This is a genomic window from Caballeronia sp. ATUFL_F1_KS39 (assembly GCF_023630985.1).
Taxonomy (GTDB): domain Bacteria; phylum Pseudomonadota; class Gammaproteobacteria; order Burkholderiales; family Burkholderiaceae; genus Caballeronia; species Caballeronia zhejiangensis.
In genome coordinates this window covers 79751-100258 of record NZ_JALQDZ010000037.1, presented here as the reverse complement: position 1 = coordinate 100258, position 20508 = coordinate 79751, and the positions used below count along the sequence as shown (strand labels likewise).

Genomic DNA, 20508 nt, shown 5'->3' with positions numbered 1-20508 from the left:
GCTACCGCTTCGAGCGAACGGGAGAGATCAGCTTCCGGACGCCAGATTCAATATACAAGTAACCAAAGAAAGCAGCTTTTCAGGCCCGCGGTCACACGCACGTTGGGTAGTCCTCTCGTCACAGGCGGCACTCGCCTAAAGAGTGCCCTCAAACACCTAATCGGGCTTGGATCGCGCACGGTCCGCCGCCCGAAAACGCTGAGGACACTGGTTCAGCACGAAAGAGCTTCGGCACAGCGCTACGCGCTGCCGCCGGGTATGCAAGGGAAACCATCGGTTTGCGCGCGCAGTGCGATAAAGATGTTAGTAGCGAAGCACGCGCATTCCCGATTGACCGTTCGGCCGCGAAGCGGGCTGGAGCTATTTGGTGCTGAACCAGATTGTTGTGTGGTGCGATGTGGCAGACCGTGCGCGAGCCAAGCCCGATTAGGTGTTTGAGGGCACTCTTTAGGCAGCCCACGATGGACGAGAGGACTACCCAAATTGCGTGTGACCGCGGGCGTATCAGTAGCTGCTTTCTTTGCTTACTTTCTTTGCAGCAGCAAAGAAAGTGAGTGCCGCCCCGCACAGGGGCAACGCTAATAGACCTCCGCGAACACAGGATTTCATAGAAGAAGCCGAATCTCCAAACATAAGGAACCCGAAATGAACATCACCCAAGGAACATTCTCCTTCCTGCCACCATTAACCGACGAAGAAATATCCGCACAGATCAATTACGCGTTAGAGCAAGGCTGGGCCTGCTCGGTGGAATACACCGACGATCCCCATCCAAGGAATACGTATTGGGAAATGTGGGGCCTCCCCATGTTCGACCTCCACGATGCCGCCGGCGTGCTGATGGAAGTGAACGAATGCCGCAAGACGTATCCGAACCACTACATCAAGGTAAACGCCTTCGACTCGGTCCGCGGATTCGAAACGATGCGCCTCTCGTTCATGGTGAATCGCCCAGCGGAAGAACGAGGCTTCCGACTCGAACGCCAGGACGACAGAAGCCGCATCCAGCGCTATGCGATCCGCACCTACGCAACCGATCGCCCGAGCGGCGAGCGTTATTGATGAGGAACACCGACCATGAACGCCGAAGCCACGCTCGAAGAAGCGCCGCAAGCGAAAGCGATGCACGCCGACCTGATGGCGCTCTATCGCGAATCGCGCATCGGCGAAGTACTGGCGGAACTGGACCGCGATCTCATCGGCCTCGCGCCGGTCAAGACGCGCATCCGCGAGATCGCCGCCCATCTGCTCGTGGAGCGCGCCCGCGAGACACTCGGTATCGCATCGGGTGCGCCCACGCTGCACATGTGCTTCTCGGGCAATCCCGGAACCGGCAAGACCACGGTTGCGCTGCGCATGGCGCAAGTGCTGCATCGCCTGGGCTATATCCGCCGCAATCATCTCGTCTCGGTGACACGCGACGATCTCGTCGGCCAGTACATCGGCCATACCGCGCCCAAAACGCGCGAAGTGCTCAAGCGTGCGATGGGCGGCGTGCTCTTCATCGACGAGGCCTATTACCTGTATCGCCCGGAAAACGAACGCGACTACGGACAGGAAGCCATTGAAATCCTGCTGCAAACGATGGAGAACCAGCGCGACGACCTCGTCGTGATCCTCGCGGGATACGAGTCGCGCATGGAGACGTTCTTTCATAGCAACCCGGGCTTTCGTTCGCGCATCGCGCATCACCTCGTATTTCCGGACTACGCGCCCGGCGAGCTTCTGCAAATCGCCGAGCACATGCTGAGCGACATGCACTACCGCTTCGACGACGCCGCCCGATGCGCCTTCGAAGACTATCTCGCGCATCGCATCAGACAGCCGAACTTCGCCAACGCGCGTTCGGTGCGCAATGCGCTGGATCGCGCGCGACTGCGTCAGGCGAACCGGCTGTTCGCCGCGGCCGAAAGCGGCAACGGTGTCGCCGATGCCAACGCGCTGATGCAACTCGACGCCAGCGATATCCGCGCGAGCCGCGTGTTCACCGATTCATAACTCGAAGGAGAACGCGATGCAGGATGGACGCACGACCTTATCGAAGTTCCTGATCGACACGCTCGACCGCAAGCCCGGACCCGAGGCGGCGAGCGGACTCTCCGCGCTGTTGATCGACGTGGCCGCATCGATCAAGACGATCGCGGCCGCATTGACGCGCGGCGCGTTGAGCGGACAGCACGGCTCGGCACAATCGATCAATACGCATGGCGAGGAACAAAAGAAGCTCGACCTCGTGACCAACGATATCTTCCTGCAGCATTGCGAATGGGACGGTCTGCTCGCGGGCATGGTCTCGGAAGAAATGGACGACGTCTACGCGATTCCCGAGCCGTATCCGCGTGGCGAGTATCTGCTCGCGTTCGATCCGCTCGATGGCTCGTCCAACATCGATATCAACGGCGTAGTCGGATCGATCTTCTCGGTGTTGAGGCGCGCGAGCGACGAAAGCGACGCGCCCAACGACGCAGCGTTTCTGCGTCCGGGCCGCGAGCAGGTTGCGGCAGGCTATGCGATCTACGGCCCGTCGACGATGCTCGTGCTCTCCGTCGGCAATGGCACGCACGGCTTCACGCTCGAACGCGATGTCGGCAACTTCGTGCTCACGCATTCCGATATTCGCATTCCCGAGGATTCGTGCGAGTTCGCGATCAACGCATCGAACGAGCGCTTCTGGGAACCCCCCGTGCGCCGCTACGTGCAGGAATGCAAGGACGGCCGCACCGGATGCCGCGCGCAGGACTTCAACATGCGCTGGATCGCATCGATGGTCGCGGAAGTGCATCGCATCCTCATGCGCGGCGGCGTGTTCATGTATCCGCGCGACTTCAAGACGCCAGCGATGGAAGGCCGCCTGCGTCTCCTGTATGAAGCCAGCCCGATGAGCTTTCTCGTCGAGCAGGCGGGCGGGCTGTCGATCACCGGGCGCGAACGCATTCTCGATGTCGAGCCGAAAGCGCTGCATCAACGCGTGCCCGTGATACTCGGCTCACGCAACGAAGTCGACCGCATTCAGCGCTATCACGGCGAATACGATCGCGGCGAGGACAAGCCGTTCACGTCGCCCTTGTTCAAGGAGCGCTCGCTGTTCCTGCCGGAAACGGAAGCCTGATCCCGCATCTGAAACGGCGCTCATCGATTACATTCAGGGAGACAAGCGCATGTCAGTCAAACATCCGATCGTTGCAGTGACCGGTTCGAGCGGCGCCGGCACCACCACCGTCATGAAGAGCTTCACGCATATCTTCAGGCGCGAAAAAATCAACGCGCAGATCGTCGAAGGCGATGCGTTCCATCGATACGATCGCCTCGGCATGCGCGAAGCGATGAAGCAGAGCGAACGCGACGGTCTCGTCAACTTCAGCCACTTCGGGCCGGAAGCGAATCTGCTGCTTGAACTCGAAACGCTGTTCGATACCTACGGCGAAACCGGCGGCGGCAAGTTCCGCCACTACGTGCACGATGAAGGCGAAGCCGTGCATTACAAGCAGGAAGCGGGCACCTTCACGCCATGGGAAGACGTCACGCCCGGGACGGACATGATGTTCTACGAAGGCCTGCATGGCGCAGCCGTCACCGACAAGGTCGATATCGCGCGTCATGCGGACTTGCTCGTCGGCGTGGTGCCGATCATCAATCTCGAATGGATTCAGAAGCTGCATCGCGATCAGACGATGCGCGGTTACTCGCATGAAGCCGTCGTCGATACGATCCTGCGCCGCATGCCCGATTACGTGAACTACATCTGCCCGCAATTCTCGCGCACGCATGTGAATTTCCAGCGCGTGCCGACCGTGGATACGTCGAACCCGTTCACGTCGCGCGAGATTCCGCAGCCCGACGAGAGCTTCGTCGTGATCCGCTTCGCGAAGCCGAAGGGCATCGACTTTCCGTATCTGTTGACGATGCTGCACGACTCGTTCATGTCGCGGCCGAATGTGATCGTCGTGCCCGGCGGCAAGATGGGTCTCGCGATGCAGCTCATCTTCACGCCGATGATCCTGCAGCTACGCGACCGGCGCGCGCGCGCATGAAAGGTTTCTCATCATCGCATCCAAGGAGGCATCACATGAATGCCGTCGCTGAAGCATTGCCCCGACTTCATCGCTCACCCGACACGCGGCAGATGGCGAACGCGTTGCGCATGCTCGCCGTCGATGCCGTGAGCCAGGCCAACTCCGGTCATCCCGGCATGCCGATGGGCATGGCGGAGATCGCGGTCGCGTTATGGGGACGTCATCTGAAACATAATCCCGCCGATCCCGACTGGCCCGATCGCGACCGCTTCGTGCTGTCGAACGGGCACGGCTCGATGCTGCTCTATGCGTTGCTGCATCTGAGCGGCTATGACTTGTCCATCGACGAGATCAAGCGCTTCCGGCAGATGGGCAGCAAGACGCCCGGACATCCGGAATTCGGCGTGACGCCCGGCGTCGAAACGACGACCGGACCGCTCGGGCAAGGGCTGACGAACGCAGTCGGCATGGCGCTTGCCGAAGCGTTGCTCGCGCGCGAGTTCAATCGGCCGGGGCATGAGATCGTCGACCATCGCACGTATGTTTTCGCGGGCGATGGCTGTCTGATGGAAGGCGTGTCGCACGAAGCGGCGTCGCTTGCGGGCACGTTGCGGCTGAACAAGCTCACCGTGCTTTACGACGACAACGGCATTTCCATCGATGGCCACGTCGACGGCTGGTTCACCGACGATACGCCGAGGCGCTTCGAATCGTACGGCTGGCATGTCGTGCGGGCGGTGGACGGCCACGATGTCGACGACGTATCGCATGCGTTGCAGCTCGCGCGCGAGTCGGACCGGCCGACGCTGATCTGCTGCAAGACGGTGATCGGCCTCGGCGCGCCGAAGATGGCCGGCACGCACGATGTGCACGGCGCGCCGCTTCCCGCCGACGAAGTGGAGGCGACGCGGCACGCGCTTGGCTGGATGCATCCGCCGTTCGAGATCCCATCGCCGATACGCGCGCTGTGGGACGCGCGCGAGGCGGGCGCGGCGGCACAGGACGACTGGAATCGTCGCTTCGGTGCGTATCGCCGCGTGTTTCCGGGCGAGGCCGCCGAATTCGAGCGGCGCGTGCGCGGCGCGTTGCCCGCGAACTGGCGCGACACGGCGCATACGCTCGTGCGCGATGCGGATCGCGCGCGACAGAGCATCGCGACCCGCAAGGCGTCGCAACTCGCGATCGAAGGACTGGCGCGCGCGTTGCCCGAACTGCTCGGTGGTTCGGCCGACCTGACCGGCTCGAATCTCACGCGCTGGAAGGACGCGGTCGATGTAAGCGCCGCGCCGGAGAAGGGCAACTACATCCACTTCGGCGTGCGCGAGTTCGGCATGAGCGCGGTGCTGAACGGCGTTGCGCTGCATCGCGGGTATCTGCCGTTCGGCGGCACGTTTCTGACGTTCTCCGACTATTCGCGCAATGCGCTGCGCACGGCCGCGCTGATGAAGACGCGAACGGTGTTCGTTTTCACGCACGATTCCATCGGACTCGGCGAGGATGGCCCGACGCATCAGCCGATCGAACACGCCGCGACGCTGCGCATGATTCCGGGCCTCGACGTGTGGCGTCCGTGCGATACCGTCGAGACGATGCAGGCGTGGATCGGCGCGATCGAGCGCGACCGGCCTTCGTGTCTGCTGTTGTCGCGGCAGAATTTGCCGTTCGTGCCGCGCGACGAAGCGCAGATCGACGGCATCGAGCGCGGCGGCTACGTGCTCGCCGACTGGCCTTCGACTTGCGAGCGCGATGCGCGCCGCGTCGTGTTGATCGCGACCGGCTCGGAAGTCGCGCTTGCGCTCGCCGCCGTCGAGCCGCTGAAGAAAGAGGGCATTCTCGCGCGCGTCGTGTCGATGCCTTCGACGACCGTGTTCGATCGCCAGTGCAACGCGTGGCGCGAACGCGTGCTGCCCGAAGGCGTGCCGCGTGTCGCGATCGAAGCGGGCGTCACGGCGTTCTGGCGGCAGTACGTCGGGCTGAATGGCGGCGTGATCGGCATCGATCGCTTCGGTGAATCGGCGCCCGCCAGCGAACTGTTCGCGCACTTCGGCGTGACGACCGATGCGCTCGTCGACGAAGCGCGCCGCGTGGCCGCATGATTTTCGCGTTTTGCATGGAGACATCACGATGGCTTTCATCGCATTGAGGCAGTTGCTGGATCACGCGGCGGAGCACGGTTACGGCGTGCCCGCGTTCAACGTCAACAACATGGAGCAGGTCCACGCAATCATGCAGGCGGCCGAGGCGACGAGAAGCCCGGTCATCCTGCAGGCGTCGGCGGGCGCGCGCAAGTATGCGGGCGAGCCGTATCTGCGGCATCTGGTGTTGGCGGCGGTCGAGGCGCATCCGGATATTCCGGTGGTGCTGCATCAGGATCACGGCGCGAGCCCGTCGGTTTGCCAGCAGGCGATTCGTTCGGGCTTCACCTCCGTGATGATGGACGGCTCGCTCATGCCCGATCAGAAAACGCCCGCGGAATACGACTACAACGTGGACGTGAGTCGGCGCGTCGTCGAGGCGGCGCATTCGGTGGGCGTGTCGGTGGAGGGCGAGCTGGGTTGTCTCGGATCGCTGGAGACGGGGCGCGCCGGCGACGAGGACGGCGTCGGCGCACAAGGCGCGCTGAGTCACGATCGCCTGCTGACCGATCCCGACGAAGCGCGCGCGTTCGTCGAGGCGACGGGCATCGATGCGCTCGCGATCGCCATCGGCACGTCGCACGGCGCTTACAAGTTCAGCCGCCAGCCAACCGGCGATATTCTCGCGATCGATCGCATCGCCGAGATTCACGCGCGCATTCCGGATACGCATCTCGTGATGCACGGTTCGTCGTCAGTGCCGCAGGAATGGCTCGCGATCATCCGCGAGCATGGCGGCGAGATACCGGCGACGTTCGGCGTGCCCGTCGATGAAATTCGGCGCGGCATCGCGAACGGCGTGCGCAAGGTGAACATCGATACGGATATCCGGCTCGCGATGACCGGCGCGATGCGGCGCGCGATGGCGTCGGCGAAGTCGGAGTTCGATCCGAGGCATGCGCTGAAGGCGGCGACGGCGGCGGCGCGGGATTTATGCGTCGAGCGGTTCGAGGCGTTCGGCTGCGCGGGACACGCGGATCGCATCAGGCCGATGGGACTCGAGGCGATGGCGAAGCGGTATCACTGAGAGGAGCGCCGCTCGGTGAGACGGGCGGCTTCAGGCAGATCCTTCTGCGCTTCTTCGACACTGAAAATATACTCATGTCCTCGGATAGTTAAGGAGAACTTCGATGCTATCCGAGTGCAATCGCCCCACCAATATGCCAAACCGCCAATCGAAACAATTGGGACCTATTTCATGCCTACCGAATCACCGACAGCCATCCCCGCATGTTCCATCTCGGCCCTGCGCAATCGAAGATCGTACGACATGAGCAGCGCCCGCATCTGCGGCGACATGCCGTGATAGTGAACGAGAAAGCTCGACGGCACACGAAAGCCCCACGGCGTGTTGATGTCAACGAGGCTGCATATCTCTTCGCTGCCCAACGATGCCTGCTCCGAGACCGCGCAATTGAAATGCCATTGATCCCCGCCGCCCGATACGAGACTTTGCTTGTCATCGACGTTCTCGACGCTTGCGATGACCCGATCGAGTAGCGCGGCATTCGCAGGCGTGCGGCGAAAGCCCATCACGCCTGAATTGAAAATCCAGGTGCCGACATCGCGCGCAAGAACGAGATCGCGGCTGCTGCAGAAAGACTCGAGCGGCCGGTCGAGATCGTTGACGAGCGTGTCGGCGTCGAGCCAGAAAGCCCATTCGTGATGCGGGAGGTTTTCGCGCAGCAGGAAAGGCTTGACCCAATTGCCGCGCATCGGCAGGCGTTCGGCGATGCGGCGCGGAACCTCGCGATGCACGTACAAGGTATAGCCATGACGTTCGCAATACTCACGCAGGTTCGCTTCTGCGATGCGTCCGTAGATCGCTGCCTCTGGCGTGTAGACGGTCGTGATCGACACGGGCCGTCCGGGATTGCAGGTGCTCATGGCCGTCATCGTGCTTTCATCGGATGCGCCGTCCTCGAACGCACGCGCATGGTTGTTGCGATGTGCATTGAGATGCTCGATGAGCGCTTCCCGCAGCCGGGGATGCACGCATGTTCGCGAGAGATCGGCGTGCTCTTCGGCGATAGCGAGCGCGAATACGCGAAACCGCGGCCATACGGGCATGAGGGGGCCACTGGCGGCGAGCACCGCGTAGATCGGGTTCCGCGCGTTACCGCAAACGCGAGGAAACGTGCATGCATCGAAGGCATCGAGCAGGTCGGTTTCGATTGGCGGTATAGGCGATCCGAACCGGCAGCGATTCACGACTTTCAGCAGCTCGGCGCGCACCCGATCCGTGTTGCGCCAGATTTGAACATCGGGTTGAGGCCGCACGTCCTTGATACGGGTGAGCAGCCAGTCGCGTTCGCCGAGCACGAAGTCGAGCGGCACCGGCTCGACGATCGCAGCGTTCTCGCTCAGCAACAAAACGATCTCGCCCTCTTCGGCGCGGTGCATTTCGGAGAGCAGCGACTCGTACTTGAAGAGCCATTGCGCCGGCGCGTTCCGATAGATGTCTGCCGCGTCGATGACGATATGGCGATAGCCATGCAAGGCGGCATAGTGTCGATGATTGTCGAGCGCTGCGCGGGAGGGGTGAAGAAAAAGACTGATGACTTGCATGATGGCGGCGCCGCTCCGTTGAAAGGAGAGCTGCGCGAAGGCTTAAAGGCGTGGAGAAATGTTCAACGGCGGATGCGAAGTACAAAAAACTAAGGATTACGCTGTAGTTCATGTTGTTAGCGGAACCGCATTTTAGGCTATTTGCAGTCAACCATTGAATAGTTCGAGCAACCTTTTTGGAGCGATGTCATCATGCCTACCGAATCACCGACTGCCGAACTCGGCGCGATCGCATCCGGTTTCGTGCTCCCCGCGACCGACGGCAGCATGCACACACCTCATTCTCTGAAGGGTGAGAACGGCCTCGTGATCGTCTTCATGTGCAATCACTGTCCCTACGTGAAGGCCGCGATGCCGAACCTGATCCGCGATGCGCGCGCGTTGCATGAAATCGGCGTCAACGTGGCAGGCATCAATTCGAACGATGCGGCCGTCTACACCGACGACGCCTTCGATCGCATGATCGCGGTCGCCGAAGAATGGAACCTGCCGTTTCCGTATCTGCACGACGAAACGCAGGAAATCGCGCGCGCGTACGGCGCGGTCTGCACGCCGGAGTGCTTCGGCTTCGACCGCGAATTGCGCCTGAAATATCGCGGCCGAATCGATGCGTCGCGCAAGCAGGCTTTGCCCGATGCGCGCCGCGATCTCTTCGAAGCGATGCGCGCAGTAGCAATAAACGGCGAAGCGCCCGAAGCGCAATATCCCGCGCTCGGCTGCTCGATCAAATGGAAGCCTTAGCTTGTCTTTTTTGTGCTGCCGGGCGCATGCCACGCCATCAGGTCTTCATCGGGCCGATCGACTTCGCATCCCCAATCGAGTTGCTCATCCTGATCGAAGCGCTTGCCCAGCTGCCACGCGATTTCCGCGCGCGCGAGCTGCACGCCGAGGTAGAACGCGTGCCCGCCATCGTTTTCGATCTTCAGCGCGGGATAGAGCGCGAACGGATCGACGGCGACGTGATGCCCGTCGCGGTTATAGACATGTATGCCGTCCGCCGATACTTGCACGCGAAAATTCGGATCGCGCACGGCGGCGGCGAATGCGGCGATCTCTTCGGCATCGTACGGAAACGGCCGCTTTGCGTGCAGCGCGGACAGATCGGCGGATATGCCTTTGGGCAGCGTCTGCGTTTCGCGCGCGGCGTGCATCACGCGACGCGCGACATCGGCTTCGCGAACGGCGCGGCGCGCGTGCAGGCTGACCGACGTCGTCAGCACGGCGGCGATGCGCAATTCCGCCGCCATGCCGAACAACACTGCGTTGATGCCGCTCGTGTCGGCCTCGGTCAGCTCGGTCACATTGCCGACGCCCATCATGATCGGCACTTCGGGATGACGCTCGCGCAACGACACGTAACGCGCGATGGACGCCGCGAGTCCGAACGGAATCGGATCGAGAATCGGATCGGCGAGAAAGGCGCGGCCGCGCCTCGTCATCGCATCGATTGCGGCATCGAGCGATGCGACGTCCGCGGGCTCGCGCGGCACGAGTATCGGCGTCGACGCAATTTCATCAGTTATCCATAGCGTATCGACGTTGAGGCTCATCACATAGTCCGCGCCCGCGCGCCCGCCGCGCACGAGTTCCTCTTCACGCATCGAATCGACGCTCACGCGATAGCCTTGCTCTTTAAGCATCGCGACCGCGTCCTCGAGATGAGCAAACGGCGTTTCCGGCAGACAGCCGATATCGATTACATCCGCGCCTTGCCGCTTGTATTCGCGCGCGCGCGCCGCGATGCCGTCGAGATCGAGACGCGGCGCATCGACGATCTCCGCGAATATCTCCGTCTCGTAGCGCGACAGATCGACATGCCGCGCCTCGCGTCCGAAGAATTGCGGCAAGTCCTTCACCTCTTCGGGACCGCGCTCGACCTTCACGCCGTAATGCGCGGTGAGGGCGTCGAGATCGCCGCGGCATCGGCCGGGCACGATCATGCGAGTCGTGCCTTCGCCCAAGGGCGTCGCGACGCGCCGGCGGATCATGTCGGCGGTCATCAGGCCCGCGACCTGAAGGCCGATCTCGCGCACTTCCCATGTGAACGGCGATCCTGCGGCCGCAGGCGCGATGCTTTCGAGCACTTGCCGAAGGCTCGGCTCCGCGAGCCGTCCCGTCAGGAAGACGATGTGTTCCATGCGAGCTTCAGGTCCGCCAGGCGTTGATCGAGCGCGGCTTTGAGATCGTCGAGCGAGCGGGCCACCGTGGTATGCGCGAAGCGCGCGAGCCGCTCGACGTTCTCGAACTCGATCGCGCGCGGCCTCACTTCGACCCATTCGTGCGGGGCGTGCGTGATGACGGAGGGCGCGGTATCGCATGCGAACACGATGCCCGGCACGCATTGCTTGCCGGCTTGCGCATAGAGATTGGTGGGCAGGGTGTCGGAGATGCCGAACGCGCATTTGGCGACGGTGTTGCTCGTCGCGGGCGCGATCACGACCGTGTGATATTCGCCGTTATAGATCATGCCGATGGGCACGCTGCTCGCGCTGTTGTCGCGCAACACCTTGAAGTGCTCGCGCAGTTTCGCGACAGTCCAGCCGTAGAGCGGCAGCACTTCCTCGCCGGCAGACGAGAGAAACAGATCGACGCCCGGAAGCTGCCGTGCGAGCGCGATCGATTCTTCGAGCATATGGCCCGAGCCCGTCACGCACCACGCAAAGCGCGCGTCGGGCTTGAACTCGTCGAGCCGGCGGGCGGGCGTGGGTTGCGTCATGCGTCGGATGCGCCCGGCGTATCGTGCGACAGCCGGATATGCAGACGATGCATCTTGCGATACAGCGTATTGCGGCTGATGCCGAGCACCTTCGCGACATTGCTCACGTTCCAGCGATGCTCGTCGAGCAACTGAAGCACGGTCTCGCGCTCCTTGACCTGGATCGCGTTGAGCGACGACGTATCGGCATCGTCGGCGAGATGCGGCGCTGCGGTTATCGGCGTGCGTGCGGCGGTTTGCGTGACCGGCGTGACGCCGTTCGCGATCTCTGGCGGCAGATGCGCGCAGCGAATCTCGGGGCCGTCGCAGAGTGCGATCGCCATCTGCAGCACATGCCGCAACTGGCGGATATTGCCCGGCCACGGATAGTTCAAGAGCGCCTGCTTCGCTTCGGCGGAAAGCGCGGGCGGTTCTTCGGCTTCGGTCTCGAGAATATGGCCGATGAGCGCGAGCGCATCGGCGCGTTCGCGCAGCGGCGGCAGATTGATCTCGATACCGTTCAGCCGGTAATACAGGTCCTCGCGGAACATGCCGGTTTGCACGAGCTCGACGAGATTGCGGTGGCTCGCGCTGATGAGCTGAAAGTCCACCTTCACCGTCGTTTCCGCGCCGAGCGGCGTGACCTCGTGTTCTTCGAGCACGCGCAGAAGACGCGCTTGCAAGGCGAGCGGCATGTCGCCGATTTCATCGAGGAAAAGGGTGCCGCCGTTCGCCTGCACGATCTTGCCGCGACGGCCTTCACGCTGCGCGCCGGTGAACGCACCCGCGCGATATCCGAACAGTTCGCTTTCGATCAGATTCTCCGGCAGCGATGCGCAATTCACCGCGACGAACGCACCGGTTCCGTTAGGGCTGATGCTGTGCAGCGCATTGGCGAAGACTTCCTTGCCGGTGCCTGTCTGGCCGCGCAGGATGATCGGGATCTTCCGCTGGATCACGCGCGCCGCGAGTTGAATCTGCGAGGCCATGCGCGGATCGCCGAACTCCAGATGCGCGAGCTTGTCGAGGCGGCCCGCCGATGCCGGCTCGCGCGCGTCCTTCTTCGACGCTTTGGCGCGCGCGCCGGGCGCGGACAGATCGCGCGATGCCGGATCGTTCATCAGGATGCGCGTTGCGCCCTTCGCGCCTTCGCGCGACGTCTGCGCAGTGAGGAAGAAGCGGCTGTTCGCCTTCGCGCTGTAGACCGTCACCGGATGGAACGAGCCGCGAATGCTGCGCGCGATCATGTCTTCGAGCGACGCATTGAACGCTTCCTCGATGCGCTTGCCGCACAGCTCGGCGGGCGAGCGCAGATCGAGCTGGAAGAGGGCGCTGCGGCTTGCGGCGAGCACGACGCCATCGTCGCTGACGGCGAGCTTGCCCGCATGCAGAGTGCCGACGAACTCGGGCCGGCTATGAAAGTGGATCATGTTCGCGTGCCGGTAGCGCGCATCGATCAGACGATTTTCGATCATCTGCCGCGACATGCCGACGAGCACGAGCGAATGCTGCTGCAACAGCTTCGAGCGGCTCGTGACATCGAGCACGCCGACGACGGTGCCGCGTTCATCGAAGATCGGCGCGGCGGAGCACGTGAGCGATGTATAGCGTGGATAGAAATGCTCGTGCTGACAAACGGCGATGCAGTCGCGCTCGATGAGGCACGTGCCCATGCCGTTGGTACCGGCTTCGCGCTCGCTCCACATCGCGCCGACGCGCAGGCCGTCGGCGGCGACGGCTTCGCCGAACGGCACCGACGACACCTGATGCACGATGACGCCATCGGCATCGACGAGCACGACGGCGAGTTCAGGATCGGCGAGTTGCTGATAGAGCGTCGTCATTTCGAGCTTCGAGCACGCGATGAGATCGCTCGCGGCTTCGCGACGCTCGTTGAGTTCGTGCTGCGCGAGCACGGGCGGCATGACGAAGCGGCCTGGATCGAGCCTGAATTCCGTGAGGCATCGCAGCCACGATTGCGCGACCGAATCGCTGGCGCGGCGCGCGGCCAGCGGATTATTGACGATGTTCAGCACTTCCCGGACATGCGTGTCTACGTCAGCAAGTGACGACATGGGGGCAAGTCTCCGTTGCGCCGCATTCCGGTGCGCGTTTCGCGCGGCCGTTCGACGCCGAATCTGTTGTGTTTTACGCTGGCGCTGCGGCCAATCGTGCCTGAAGGCGCGCCTCGTGGCCGGATGATCGGGAGATTTCAGGTGCTGTCTGCGGACCCGAACGACCGGTTCTCAAAAACTGTACATCCTTAGGCGCGTAGGTTCAATAAGTAGTCGCATAGAGTGATGCGAACGCGCCCGCTTTTTGCTTGCCATTCGCGGATGGATTCGGCGATTGGCGCCGGGTCTCTTTTCTATAAAGGGCCGCATTCGCGCGGTGATGAACATATGGGCCGATTCGAACCGATCCGCGAAGCTGCGTATGTTGCGCCGCAACCTGATGCGTCCCTATCGCATGCTGCAATGGACATCGTTTATATCGAGGGACTGACGGGGCAGACGGTTATCGGCATCGACAAGAGCGAGCTGCATGATCCGCAGCCGGTGCGGATGAGCCTCGCGATCGGAGTGCCGTCGTTGCGCGCCTGCGTGACGGATCGGATCGAGGACACGGTCAACTATGCGGCAGTGCGGGAGGCGGTTCACGGGCTGCTTGCGTCGCATGGATTGCAGTTGCTGGAGGCGCTGGCGGAGCGCATCGCGCAGATGCTTATCGCGGATTTCGGTGCGCATTGGGTAAGGGTTACGCTGGCCAAGCCAGCCAAGTTCGATGATGTCGATGCTGTGGGTGTTGTGATTGAGCGACGACGTAGCGTCGATGTGCGGGGCGGCGGTTCTGTTAGCCTTGCTTGGATCGGGCGGGGGTATGTGCCGGGGTGATGGGTTTTTGGTTTTTTTCGCTTTTGGTTTTTGGCTTTGGTTTTCGCCGGATCCCGGTTTCGCGTCGGTCTGTTAGCGTTGCCCCTGTGCTAATAGACCGACACGATCACGGGATCCGGCGAAATCAAGAGCGCGAGAGAAAACCGCAAGCAAAAAGAACTTCACTTGGCAGCAGCCTTCTGCTGAATCCCACAAGCCTTATAAGCATCCCTCTGCAATTCCCGATACTTTTTGGTTTGAGCCTTCGCGCGATCCACGCGAAACTCTGCCCCACCTTCCCCACCCAACGTAGCGTACTTGGAAAACGTAGATTGCTCGACGTAATCGTCATAAGTAAGCACCTTGGCGATCTTGTCGATCGCACACGAGCACTTGTACACGTTGGCGAAATCGTGCCCGTTATCGTCCATGCATCCGAGCACGTATTCCACGCGCCCTTCGGTCGGATAATCGTGCGTCTTCGCCGGCGGCGGCCCGCCACCCGCGCCTGTCGCGGCGAACGAAAGCGGCGAGATCAGCGAGAGGCAAAGAAGCACCGACAACGCGCAGCAACGTGGGGTCATGCGAAGAGCCTCGTGGTTATGAAACGAACAACGCCAAGACAGCCGGCACGCAAAAGTCCCACACGCACCGGCCCCAAACAACAAATCAGCTCGGCGAGAACGGATGCGACATCGTTCCCTTCTTCGATACTACATCTTGGGCCGATGGCTCGCCCGCCACCGCGCGCGCAATCGCTTCCTTCGTCGCCTGATAGTTGAAGTCGTGAATCTTCTGGTCGTTGTCCGCTTCCCAGTGAATGAACACGCCGACGCAAATGAACAGGTCGTCGGCTTCGTCGGCGGGAATGACGCCGCCTTCCACGCTGTCGGCGACAGCCATCGCCACCGCGCGCTGCGCCGGGCCGAACATCTGCACGGCCTGCTTCGCGCCCTTGATCGTCACCTTGTTGAAGAGAATCGTGTTCGGCTTGGTCAGCAGATTCGGCGCAACCACGGCGAGCAGCGACGTGAAGCCGTCCTTGTTGTTCGTGAGCGCGTTGCAGAACGCGGTCTCGGCAGCGGAACCTCGCGGTCCGATGATCAAGTCGATGTGTGCCACCTCGTTGCCATCGCCGACGAGCGACTCTCCTACCAGGACGCGGTTGATCTTGGCCATGCTGTTCCTCCAGTGATGTGTGGTTCTAGGGACTAGCGACTTGCTCTCGACTCGCGACGGGCACCTCTTTAGCCGCGCAAGGCTCGCGGTCCCACCGGATTGCCGATGCGACCGCTCAACCGCGAACTTCCTAACATGTTCCGTGCCAATTTCCGGTCCGCGCGGGCAGACTTCATGCATTCGCCGATGACGTCGTCAACGCGACGAAAAGCGCCGCCACCGCGAGGTCCGCGCTCGTGCCGGGATTGATGCCGCGCGCCTTCAGTTCGGCATCCCATCGATCGAGCGCGGGCGACTCCGCGGGACAACCCGCCGCGTGCCAGTTCGCGCGATGCATCGCCGCATCGCGCGTGACACTTTGCGCCATCGCCGCGCCCTGCTTGCGCACAATGTGCGAATCGGGCCAGCCGGAAAGAAACGTCAGGAACGCTTCCAGCATCGCGCGATGCTCCGTCGCCGACGACACGGCGCCCACCGCATCGAGGCCCGCGCCGAAGATATCGGCGAAACCGTTCTCATACTGACGCGCAATGCTGTCGCGATCCGCCGCGAGCGACATCGCCGCGCGCAAGGTCACGGTCGGCGGCGCATGCACGGGCTGCTCGGGCGCGTCGCCGAGGCCGCCCGGATTCGCCAGCGCGATCGCGCGATACGCGAGGCGCGCATCGTCGACGTCCAGTTCCGCGAGCACGCGCTCGGTCGCCGCGCGCCAGCGCGATGCATCGATCGGAGCGTCGCCATCGAAACGTTCGAGCGCGGCGCACAAAGGCGCGGCGAGCAGCACGATGCCCAGATTCGTGTTGCAGCCGACCGCGTCGAAAGTCCGCCGCACGGCGTCGAGAATGCGCGCGCCCACGCGTGCGCGCGGCGTGAAAAGTCCCGCCGCCGCCGTGCCCGCGCTCGCGATGAATTGCGCCGATGTCATGTTGTGCCCCGCGCTCGCGACGCTCACGTTGCCGGGCTTCCTGGTCTCGACATCGAGCCGGCACGCGCGCAGAAACGCGGTGCGCGCGGCGTCAGACGCGCTCATCGCCGCTGGCGAGCGCAAGCGGGCCTTTCGATGCGGCCAGCTTGCGATCGAGAAAATCGTCGACGAGCAGCGCCGCGATATCGCGCGGCGTCACCGATTGCAAACCGCGCCACGCCGCGACGCCGTTCACTTCGAGCACGACCGGCCGTCCGCCTTCCGCCGGAATCAGATCGACGCCCGCGTAGTCGAGACCGAGCGCCTGTGTCGCGCGCACGGAGATGTCTGCGAGCGCGGGCGTGATTTCGGCAGGCTCGCATTTCGCGCCGCGCGCGAAGTTGTGGATCCAGTCTTCGCCGCCGACGCGCTTCATCGCCGCGACCGCCTTGCCGCCGATCACGAGCACGCGCCAGTCGAAGCCAGGCGCACCCGCATCGACATAACGCTGCAGATACGCGACCTGACTGAAGGGTTCCAGCGACGGCAGCGTCACGCCGGGCTTCTTCAGCCCTTTGCCCTGCGAACCGAAAAGCGGCTTCATCACGACTTGCCGGCCCGCCGCCGCCTCGCGCATCAGCACGCGCTGCGCATGCGACGGCGATTCGCTTGCCCACGTCGCGGGCGTCGGCACGCCGTATCGGTTGAGCAGAAAGCTCGTCATCGACTTGTCGACGCTGCGCTCGATCGCGCGCGCATCGTTATAGACGGGCACGCCGCTCTCGCGCAGCGCATGCAGGATGCCGAGCCGCAACGTCACCTGCTCGAACGTGCCGCCCGCGATGCCGCGCACGAACACCGCGTCGGGCAGCGTGTGGCCGAAGCCGGGAATCGCGAGACCGTGCGGTTTCCATGTCGTGTCGATGCGGCAATCCGCGAGATCGACGCAACGCGCTTCGACATCGCGCGCGCGGAATGCTTTCTTCAGGCGGCCGGTGTGCCAGCCTGTCTCATCGGTCATGATGGCGACGCGCAAGCTCATGACGCGCTCCATTGCGCGTCGAGCAAAGGCTTGTCGACCTTGCCGCCGTGATACGTCGCGCCGCTTTCGAGACTCGACACCCACGTTTCGGCGGGCGCGAAGAGCGCCGGATCGATCTGATAGAAGTCGTAGTTGAACGACGTGAAGATCTCCGCGAACGGACGCCCGTAATCGCGCGCATTCGACGACGGCAATTCGGCGGCGAGCCGCTTCGCGACCGCATCGCTTTTGACCGTCAGATGCACGCGGCCGCCGTAGAGGATCGCGTCGTTGGTGCGGCCCATCGCCTGGATGCCGTCGGGCGCGGGCGGCGGAAGCGGCGCGCTGCCGCTGCCTTCGACGATCTCCGCGAGATCGACGCCCAGCACATGCGTCTTGTGCAGCGCGACTTCCACGACACGCGCGACGACCTGCACCGTGCCCGCAACAGACTGTGTCGGCGTCACGGCGATGACGAGCTTGTCCGGCGCGAGGCCGCAATCGTTGAGCACTTTGTCGATGACAACTTGCGGCGGCAGCCGGTCCACTTCCATCACGAGCGCACCGCGATCGTGACGGTCGCGATAGCCCAGTTCGTCGAAGAGCGGTTCCTTGCACGCGAGCGCGCGCGCCGGCCCCGAGCCGAGCGAGAAAAATTTCTTGCCGCCCGTTTGCTCCTTGGTCGCGGAAAGGCTCCAACCCGCGTACTGACTTGCGAGGCACGCGAGCACCGGGTTGCTCGTATGCACTTCGATGAAGCTCGGCCAAAGCGGTGCGTCATCGAACGCGCTGCGCCGCGCGACCCGCCCGAGCCCGCCCATGCAGATGCGCGCAATCAGGATGCCCGCGTCGGCGCTGCCTTTGGCGTCCACGCCCGCATCGACGATGACGGTGCCGCCATCGGTGCGCGTGACGTCGACGTGAAGACGCGCGGCATCGTCGATGAGACGCGCGACGAGCCGCTCGCTCGATGCGTTGACGCTCACCGCCGAATCCGCCTGGAAAGTTGAAGTCATGGTCTCGATAAGAGTTCGATGCGTTGCAAAAGGCGCGCATGCTCGCGATCCAGCGCGTCGCGCAGATCGGAGAACGCGGGCGCGGACGCGGTCATCGTGCAGACCGGCTGGCCCGCTTCGATGCGCGCGCCGACGAGCGGCACGTCGTGACACGCGGGATCGTCGAAACATGCGTCGCTGAACGCGGGCGACGCCGTGAAGCCTTCGTGCGCGAACACGACGCGCTGCCCCGCATGGAGCGGCGGGGTGCGAGCGGCGGTATCCGGCGCGTGCGGCAGCTCGCCGTGCAAACACGCATCCAGATGCGCGCCGATCAAACCGCGCGGCCAGGCGTCGGGCCAGGCGGCTTCATAGAGCGCCATCGTCGATGACGGGCGCGTGTTGATTTCGAGCACGCTGAACGTGTCGCCGTCGAGCAGAAAGTCGATGCTGTTCAGCCCCGTCAGATCCGTTTGCCAGACGATTCGATCGATCGCTTCGACGATGCGCGCCGCGATGCGCGCGGACAATCGCACCGGCCCGAGCGAGCCCGCGTGCACGAAGGGCAGACGTCCCGCCGCGACCGTCAGTTGCTCCGCGAAGCCGATGACCGCCGCCTCGCGATGCGCGGCGACGAAAAGCGCGGACATCGAACGGCCCGGCGCGAGCCGCTGAAAATACGCGCCGGCGGGCGCGCGCCCGACATCATCGGCCCATTCGATATGCGTGCCGCCGCAGCCGTCCGAACGTTTGACGAGCCAGCCGCTGCGATCGGCGGGCGGCGTGTAGCGCACTTCCGGATGCGCGATGTGCGCTTCGTCGAGCAGCGCGAAGAAGCGGCGCGGATCGCGCACCGCCGCCGCCTGCGCGCCGTTGCCGATGAAGCGCGGCATGTGCGGCGCGCGGCTCAGTTCGCCCGCGAGCGGCTCCAGTCCGCTCGTCACGATGAGACCGAGCATGCGCGGCAGGCGCGCGGCGTGTTCGAGCGCATCGAAGAGACGCGCGCGATCGATCGACAGACCCTTGCCGCCAATATCGAACCACATGCCCGCGTGCTCGCGCGTGTCGCGATCGCCGAAGATATCGAGCGCGACGACGTTCAGTCCCGCGCGCGCCGCCGATTGCGCCAGAAGCCGCGCCGACAAACCCGCGACGGCGATGCGCGGTGCGCGGGATAGCTCGCCTGCGATCATGAGCTTTGTCCCGCGACGATCGCGCGGGCTTCGTCGAATGCTTCGGGAAAGCCGAGATAAACGGGCTTGCCGCCGGTGCGCATGCGCAAAAACAGCCGATGCTCTGCCTGATATTTGACGTTGCCGATCGCGAGCGCGCCGATGCCGACCGCGTCCGCGCGCGCGGCGCCCGCGAGCGGCTTGCCGTCGTCCATCACGTTGACGCCGGCGATGCCTTCGGGCGGCACGGCGTTCACATCGGCGGCGATCAGCAGGTTTTTTGCGTGGGCGAGATCGGCGGATGTCATCACCTGTACGCCCGCGACCGCCGTCGCGAACACGACTTCGGCGCGCGCGAGTTCGCGATGCAACTGATCGGGCGAGCCGGTCGCGACGCCCGAAGTCGCGATATCGAAGCGGCGATTGATTTCGTCGCTCACTTGCGTCGCGCGCGACTGGCTCGAATGGCTCGCGACGACGACATCCGCGCCGAGCGATGCGGCCATCGCCGCGGCCACGCGTCCGACCGCGCCGGTGCCGCCGAGAATGAGCACGCGCTTGCCGCCGAGATCGACGGAATGCGCGGCGCGCAGATGCTTTTCCGCGAGCGCGACGAGCGCGGCGGCGGTCGTGTACGCGCCGCTCGGATCGGCGAAGACGGAGACTTCGAACGGCGGGACCATCGCGTTGCGGGCTTTTTCGAGCATGTCGGCGGCGAGCATCACGTCGCGTCCGCCGATGAAGATGCCCGTGCGCGACACGCCTTTTGGCCCGCGCGAGAAGATCGCGTCCTGCGTGAGCTGCACGACGATGTCTTCATCGACATTGCAGTAGGGCACGAGGATCTGATAGCCCGCGTCGGCGGCCATGTTCACATCGAACGGACTCATTTGCGGCGTGCTGGTGAACATGTGCAGGACGTAGGGTCTTTCGGTGGCTTCGGGCATGGCGAT

19 protein-coding genes are annotated in these 20508 nt (G+C 63.6%); 8 read left to right on the top strand and 11 right to left on the bottom strand.

Features of this window, described 5'->3' with window-relative positions; genetic code table 11:
- The first annotated feature begins 645 nt into the window (after window positions 1-645).
- The 6 genes from NCR93_RS19565 to fba are packed head-to-tail and all read left to right on the top strand — an operon-like array spanning window position 646 to window position 7175.
- Window positions 646-1062 (top strand): ribulose bisphosphate carboxylase small subunit, encoded by a 417-nt coding sequence (locus NCR93_RS19565; RefSeq protein ID WP_008354337.1) that lies wholly within the window; start codon window positions 646-648, stop codon window positions 1060-1062.
- A 15-nt stretch (window positions 1063-1077) separates the two neighbouring features.
- Window positions 1078-1998 carry a CbbX protein gene (gene cbbX / locus NCR93_RS19560; protein ID WP_008354338.1) on the top strand — a complete coding sequence of 307 codons (921 nt, stop codon included), beginning with the start codon at window positions 1078-1080 and terminating at the stop codon, window positions 1996-1998.
- A 16-nt stretch (window positions 1999-2014) separates the two neighbouring features.
- Window positions 2015-3109, top strand: a complete 1095-nt coding sequence (locus NCR93_RS19555) for a class 1 fructose-bisphosphatase (protein WP_008354339.1) — start codon at window positions 2015-2017, stop codon at window positions 3107-3109.
- Window positions 3110-3158: 49 nt separating this feature from the next.
- Window positions 3159-4031 (top strand): phosphoribulokinase, encoded by an 873-nt coding sequence (locus NCR93_RS19550; protein ID WP_175982833.1) that lies wholly within the window; start codon window positions 3159-3161, stop codon window positions 4029-4031.
- Between the two features lie 35 nt (window positions 4032-4066).
- Window positions 4067-6109, top strand: coding sequence for a transketolase (gene tkt, locus NCR93_RS19545; protein ID WP_175982834.1), 2043 nt, complete (start codon window positions 4067-4069; stop codon window positions 6107-6109).
- Window positions 6110-6137: 28 nt separating this feature from the next.
- The gene (fba, locus tag NCR93_RS19540) at window positions 6138-7175 is read left to right on the top strand and encodes a class II fructose-bisphosphate aldolase (RefSeq protein ID WP_008354342.1); all 1038 of its coding nucleotides are present in this window, start codon (window positions 6138-6140) and stop codon (window positions 7173-7175) included.
- Window positions 7176-7339: 164 nt separating this feature from the next.
- Here the strand turns inward: fba and NCR93_RS19535 are convergent, their stop codons facing one another.
- Window positions 7340-8716: a glycosyltransferase family protein gene (locus NCR93_RS19535; protein WP_175982835.1), complete on the bottom strand. Its 1377-nt coding sequence runs from the start codon at window positions 8714-8716 to the stop codon at window positions 7340-7342.
- 192 nt (window positions 8717-8908) lie between these two features.
- Between NCR93_RS19535 and NCR93_RS19530 the strand changes: the two genes are divergently transcribed.
- Window positions 8909-9457, top strand: coding sequence for a thioredoxin family protein (locus tag NCR93_RS19530; protein WP_175982836.1), 549 nt, complete (start codon window positions 8909-8911; stop codon window positions 9455-9457).
- Here the strand turns inward: NCR93_RS19530 and NCR93_RS19525 are convergent.
- From NCR93_RS19525 to NCR93_RS19515, 3 genes are read right to left on the bottom strand one after another with little or no spacing between them, the layout of a single operon-like run.
- Window positions 9454-10854 (bottom strand): DUF6513 domain-containing protein, encoded by a 1401-nt coding sequence (locus tag NCR93_RS19525; protein ID WP_175982837.1) that lies wholly within the window; start codon window positions 10852-10854, stop codon window positions 9454-9456. The two genes, NCR93_RS19530 and NCR93_RS19525, sit on opposite strands and share 4 nt — an antisense overlap.
- Window positions 10833-11432 (bottom strand): flavoprotein, encoded by a 600-nt coding sequence (locus tag NCR93_RS19520; RefSeq protein WP_250532277.1) that lies wholly within the window; start codon window positions 11430-11432, stop codon window positions 10833-10835. Before NCR93_RS19520 ends, NCR93_RS19525 begins: the two co-directional genes overlap by 22 nt.
- Window positions 11429-13486, bottom strand: coding sequence for a sigma-54-dependent Fis family transcriptional regulator (locus NCR93_RS19515; RefSeq protein WP_008354347.1), 2058 nt, complete (start codon window positions 13484-13486; stop codon window positions 11429-11431). The genes NCR93_RS19520 and NCR93_RS19515 overlap by 4 nt, the downstream gene beginning before the upstream one ends.
- A 327-nt stretch (window positions 13487-13813) precedes the next feature.
- Here NCR93_RS19515 and NCR93_RS19510 point away from each other — a divergent pair, with 327 nt between their 5' ends.
- Window positions 13814-14305: a dihydroneopterin aldolase gene (locus NCR93_RS19510; RefSeq protein ID WP_075583615.1), complete on the top strand. Its 492-nt coding sequence runs from the start codon at window positions 13814-13816 to the stop codon at window positions 14303-14305.
- A gap of 161 nt (window positions 14306-14466) precedes the next feature.
- Here the strand turns inward: NCR93_RS19510 and NCR93_RS19505 are convergent, their stop codons facing one another.
- The 7 genes from NCR93_RS19505 to NCR93_RS19475 form a co-directional block, all read right to left on the bottom strand.
- Window positions 14467-14868 (bottom strand): hypothetical protein, encoded by a 402-nt coding sequence (locus NCR93_RS19505; RefSeq protein ID WP_008354350.1) that lies wholly within the window; start codon window positions 14866-14868, stop codon window positions 14467-14469.
- Between the two features lie 85 nt (window positions 14869-14953).
- Window positions 14954-15463, bottom strand: a complete 510-nt coding sequence (fae, locus tag NCR93_RS19500) for a formaldehyde-activating enzyme (protein WP_008354351.1) — start codon at window positions 15461-15463, stop codon at window positions 14954-14956.
- 172 nt (window positions 15464-15635) lie between these two features.
- Complete coding sequence (locus tag NCR93_RS19495; RefSeq protein WP_175982838.1) at window positions 15636-16493, bottom strand: triphosphoribosyl-dephospho-CoA synthase; 858 nt, start codon at window positions 16491-16493, stop codon at window positions 15636-15638.
- Window positions 16480-17409 (bottom strand): ATP-grasp domain-containing protein, encoded by a 930-nt coding sequence (locus NCR93_RS19490; RefSeq protein WP_175982839.1) that lies wholly within the window; start codon window positions 17407-17409, stop codon window positions 16480-16482. The genes NCR93_RS19495 and NCR93_RS19490 overlap by 14 nt, the downstream gene beginning before the upstream one ends.
- Window positions 17406-18404, bottom strand: coding sequence for a methenyltetrahydromethanopterin cyclohydrolase (mch, locus tag NCR93_RS19485; protein ID WP_175982840.1), 999 nt, complete (start codon window positions 18402-18404; stop codon window positions 17406-17408). Before mch ends, NCR93_RS19490 begins: the two co-directional genes overlap by 4 nt.
- On the bottom strand, window positions 18401-19576 hold the full coding sequence (locus tag NCR93_RS19480; protein ID WP_008354355.1) for an ATP-grasp domain-containing protein: 1176 nt from the start codon (window positions 19574-19576) through the stop codon (window positions 18401-18403). Before NCR93_RS19480 ends, mch begins: the two co-directional genes overlap by 4 nt.
- Window positions 19573-20502 (bottom strand): NAD(P)-dependent methylenetetrahydromethanopterin dehydrogenase, encoded by a 930-nt coding sequence (locus tag NCR93_RS19475; protein ID WP_008354357.1) that lies wholly within the window; start codon window positions 20500-20502, stop codon window positions 19573-19575. Before NCR93_RS19475 ends, NCR93_RS19480 begins: the two co-directional genes overlap by 4 nt.
- Window positions 20503-20508: the final 6 nt, after the last annotated feature.

Excerpts from the sequence above, each read along its gene's own strand:
- NCR93_RS19565 (WP_008354337.1), top strand. The coding sequence starts at position 646 with ATGAACATCACCCAAGGAACATTCTCCTTCCTGCCACCATTAACCGAC.
- cbbX (WP_008354338.1), top strand. The coding sequence starts at position 1,078 with ATGAACGCCGAAGCCACGCTCGAAGAAGCGCCGCAAGCGAAAGCGATG.
- NCR93_RS19555 (WP_008354339.1), top strand. The coding sequence starts at position 2,015 with ATGCAGGATGGACGCACGACCTTATCGAAGTTCCTGATCGACACGCTC.
- NCR93_RS19550 (WP_175982833.1), top strand. The coding sequence starts at position 3,159 with ATGTCAGTCAAACATCCGATCGTTGCAGTGACCGGTTCGAGCGGCGCC.
- tkt (WP_175982834.1), top strand. The coding sequence starts at position 4,067 with ATGAATGCCGTCGCTGAAGCATTGCCCCGACTTCATCGCTCACCCGAC.
- fba (WP_008354342.1), top strand. The coding sequence starts at position 6,138 with ATGGCTTTCATCGCATTGAGGCAGTTGCTGGATCACGCGGCGGAGCAC.
- NCR93_RS19535 (WP_175982835.1), bottom strand. The coding sequence starts at position 8,716 with ATGCAAGTCATCAGTCTTTTTCTTCACCCCTCCCGCGCAGCGCTCGAC.
- NCR93_RS19530 (WP_175982836.1), top strand. The coding sequence starts at position 8,909 with ATGCCTACCGAATCACCGACTGCCGAACTCGGCGCGATCGCATCCGGT.
- NCR93_RS19525 (WP_175982837.1), bottom strand. The coding sequence starts at position 10,854 with ATGGAACACATCGTCTTCCTGACGGGACGGCTCGCGGAGCCGAGCCTT.
- NCR93_RS19520 (WP_250532277.1), bottom strand. The coding sequence starts at position 11,432 with ATGACGCAACCCACGCCCGCCCGCCGGCTCGACGAGTTCAAGCCCGAC.
- NCR93_RS19515 (WP_008354347.1), bottom strand. The coding sequence starts at position 13,486 with ATGTCGTCACTTGCTGACGTAGACACGCATGTCCGGGAAGTGCTGAAC.
- NCR93_RS19510 (WP_075583615.1), top strand. The coding sequence starts at position 13,814 with ATGGGCCGATTCGAACCGATCCGCGAAGCTGCGTATGTTGCGCCGCAA.
- NCR93_RS19505 (WP_008354350.1), bottom strand. The coding sequence starts at position 14,868 with ATGACCCCACGTTGCTGCGCGTTGTCGGTGCTTCTTTGCCTCTCGCTG.
- fae (WP_008354351.1), bottom strand. The coding sequence starts at position 15,463 with ATGGCCAAGATCAACCGCGTCCTGGTAGGAGAGTCGCTCGTCGGCGAT.
- NCR93_RS19495 (WP_175982838.1), bottom strand. The coding sequence starts at position 16,493 with ATGAGCGCGTCTGACGCCGCGCGCACCGCGTTTCTGCGCGCGTGCCGG.
- NCR93_RS19490 (WP_175982839.1), bottom strand. The coding sequence starts at position 17,409 with ATGAGCTTGCGCGTCGCCATCATGACCGATGAGACAGGCTGGCACACC.
- mch (WP_175982840.1), bottom strand. The coding sequence starts at position 18,404 with ATGACTTCAACTTTCCAGGCGGATTCGGCGGTGAGCGTCAACGCATCG.
- NCR93_RS19480 (WP_008354355.1), bottom strand. The coding sequence starts at position 19,576 with ATGATCGCAGGCGAGCTATCCCGCGCACCGCGCATCGCCGTCGCGGGT.
- NCR93_RS19475 (WP_008354357.1), bottom strand. The coding sequence starts at position 20,502 with ATGCCCGAAGCCACCGAAAGACCCTACGTCCTGCACATGTTCACCAGC.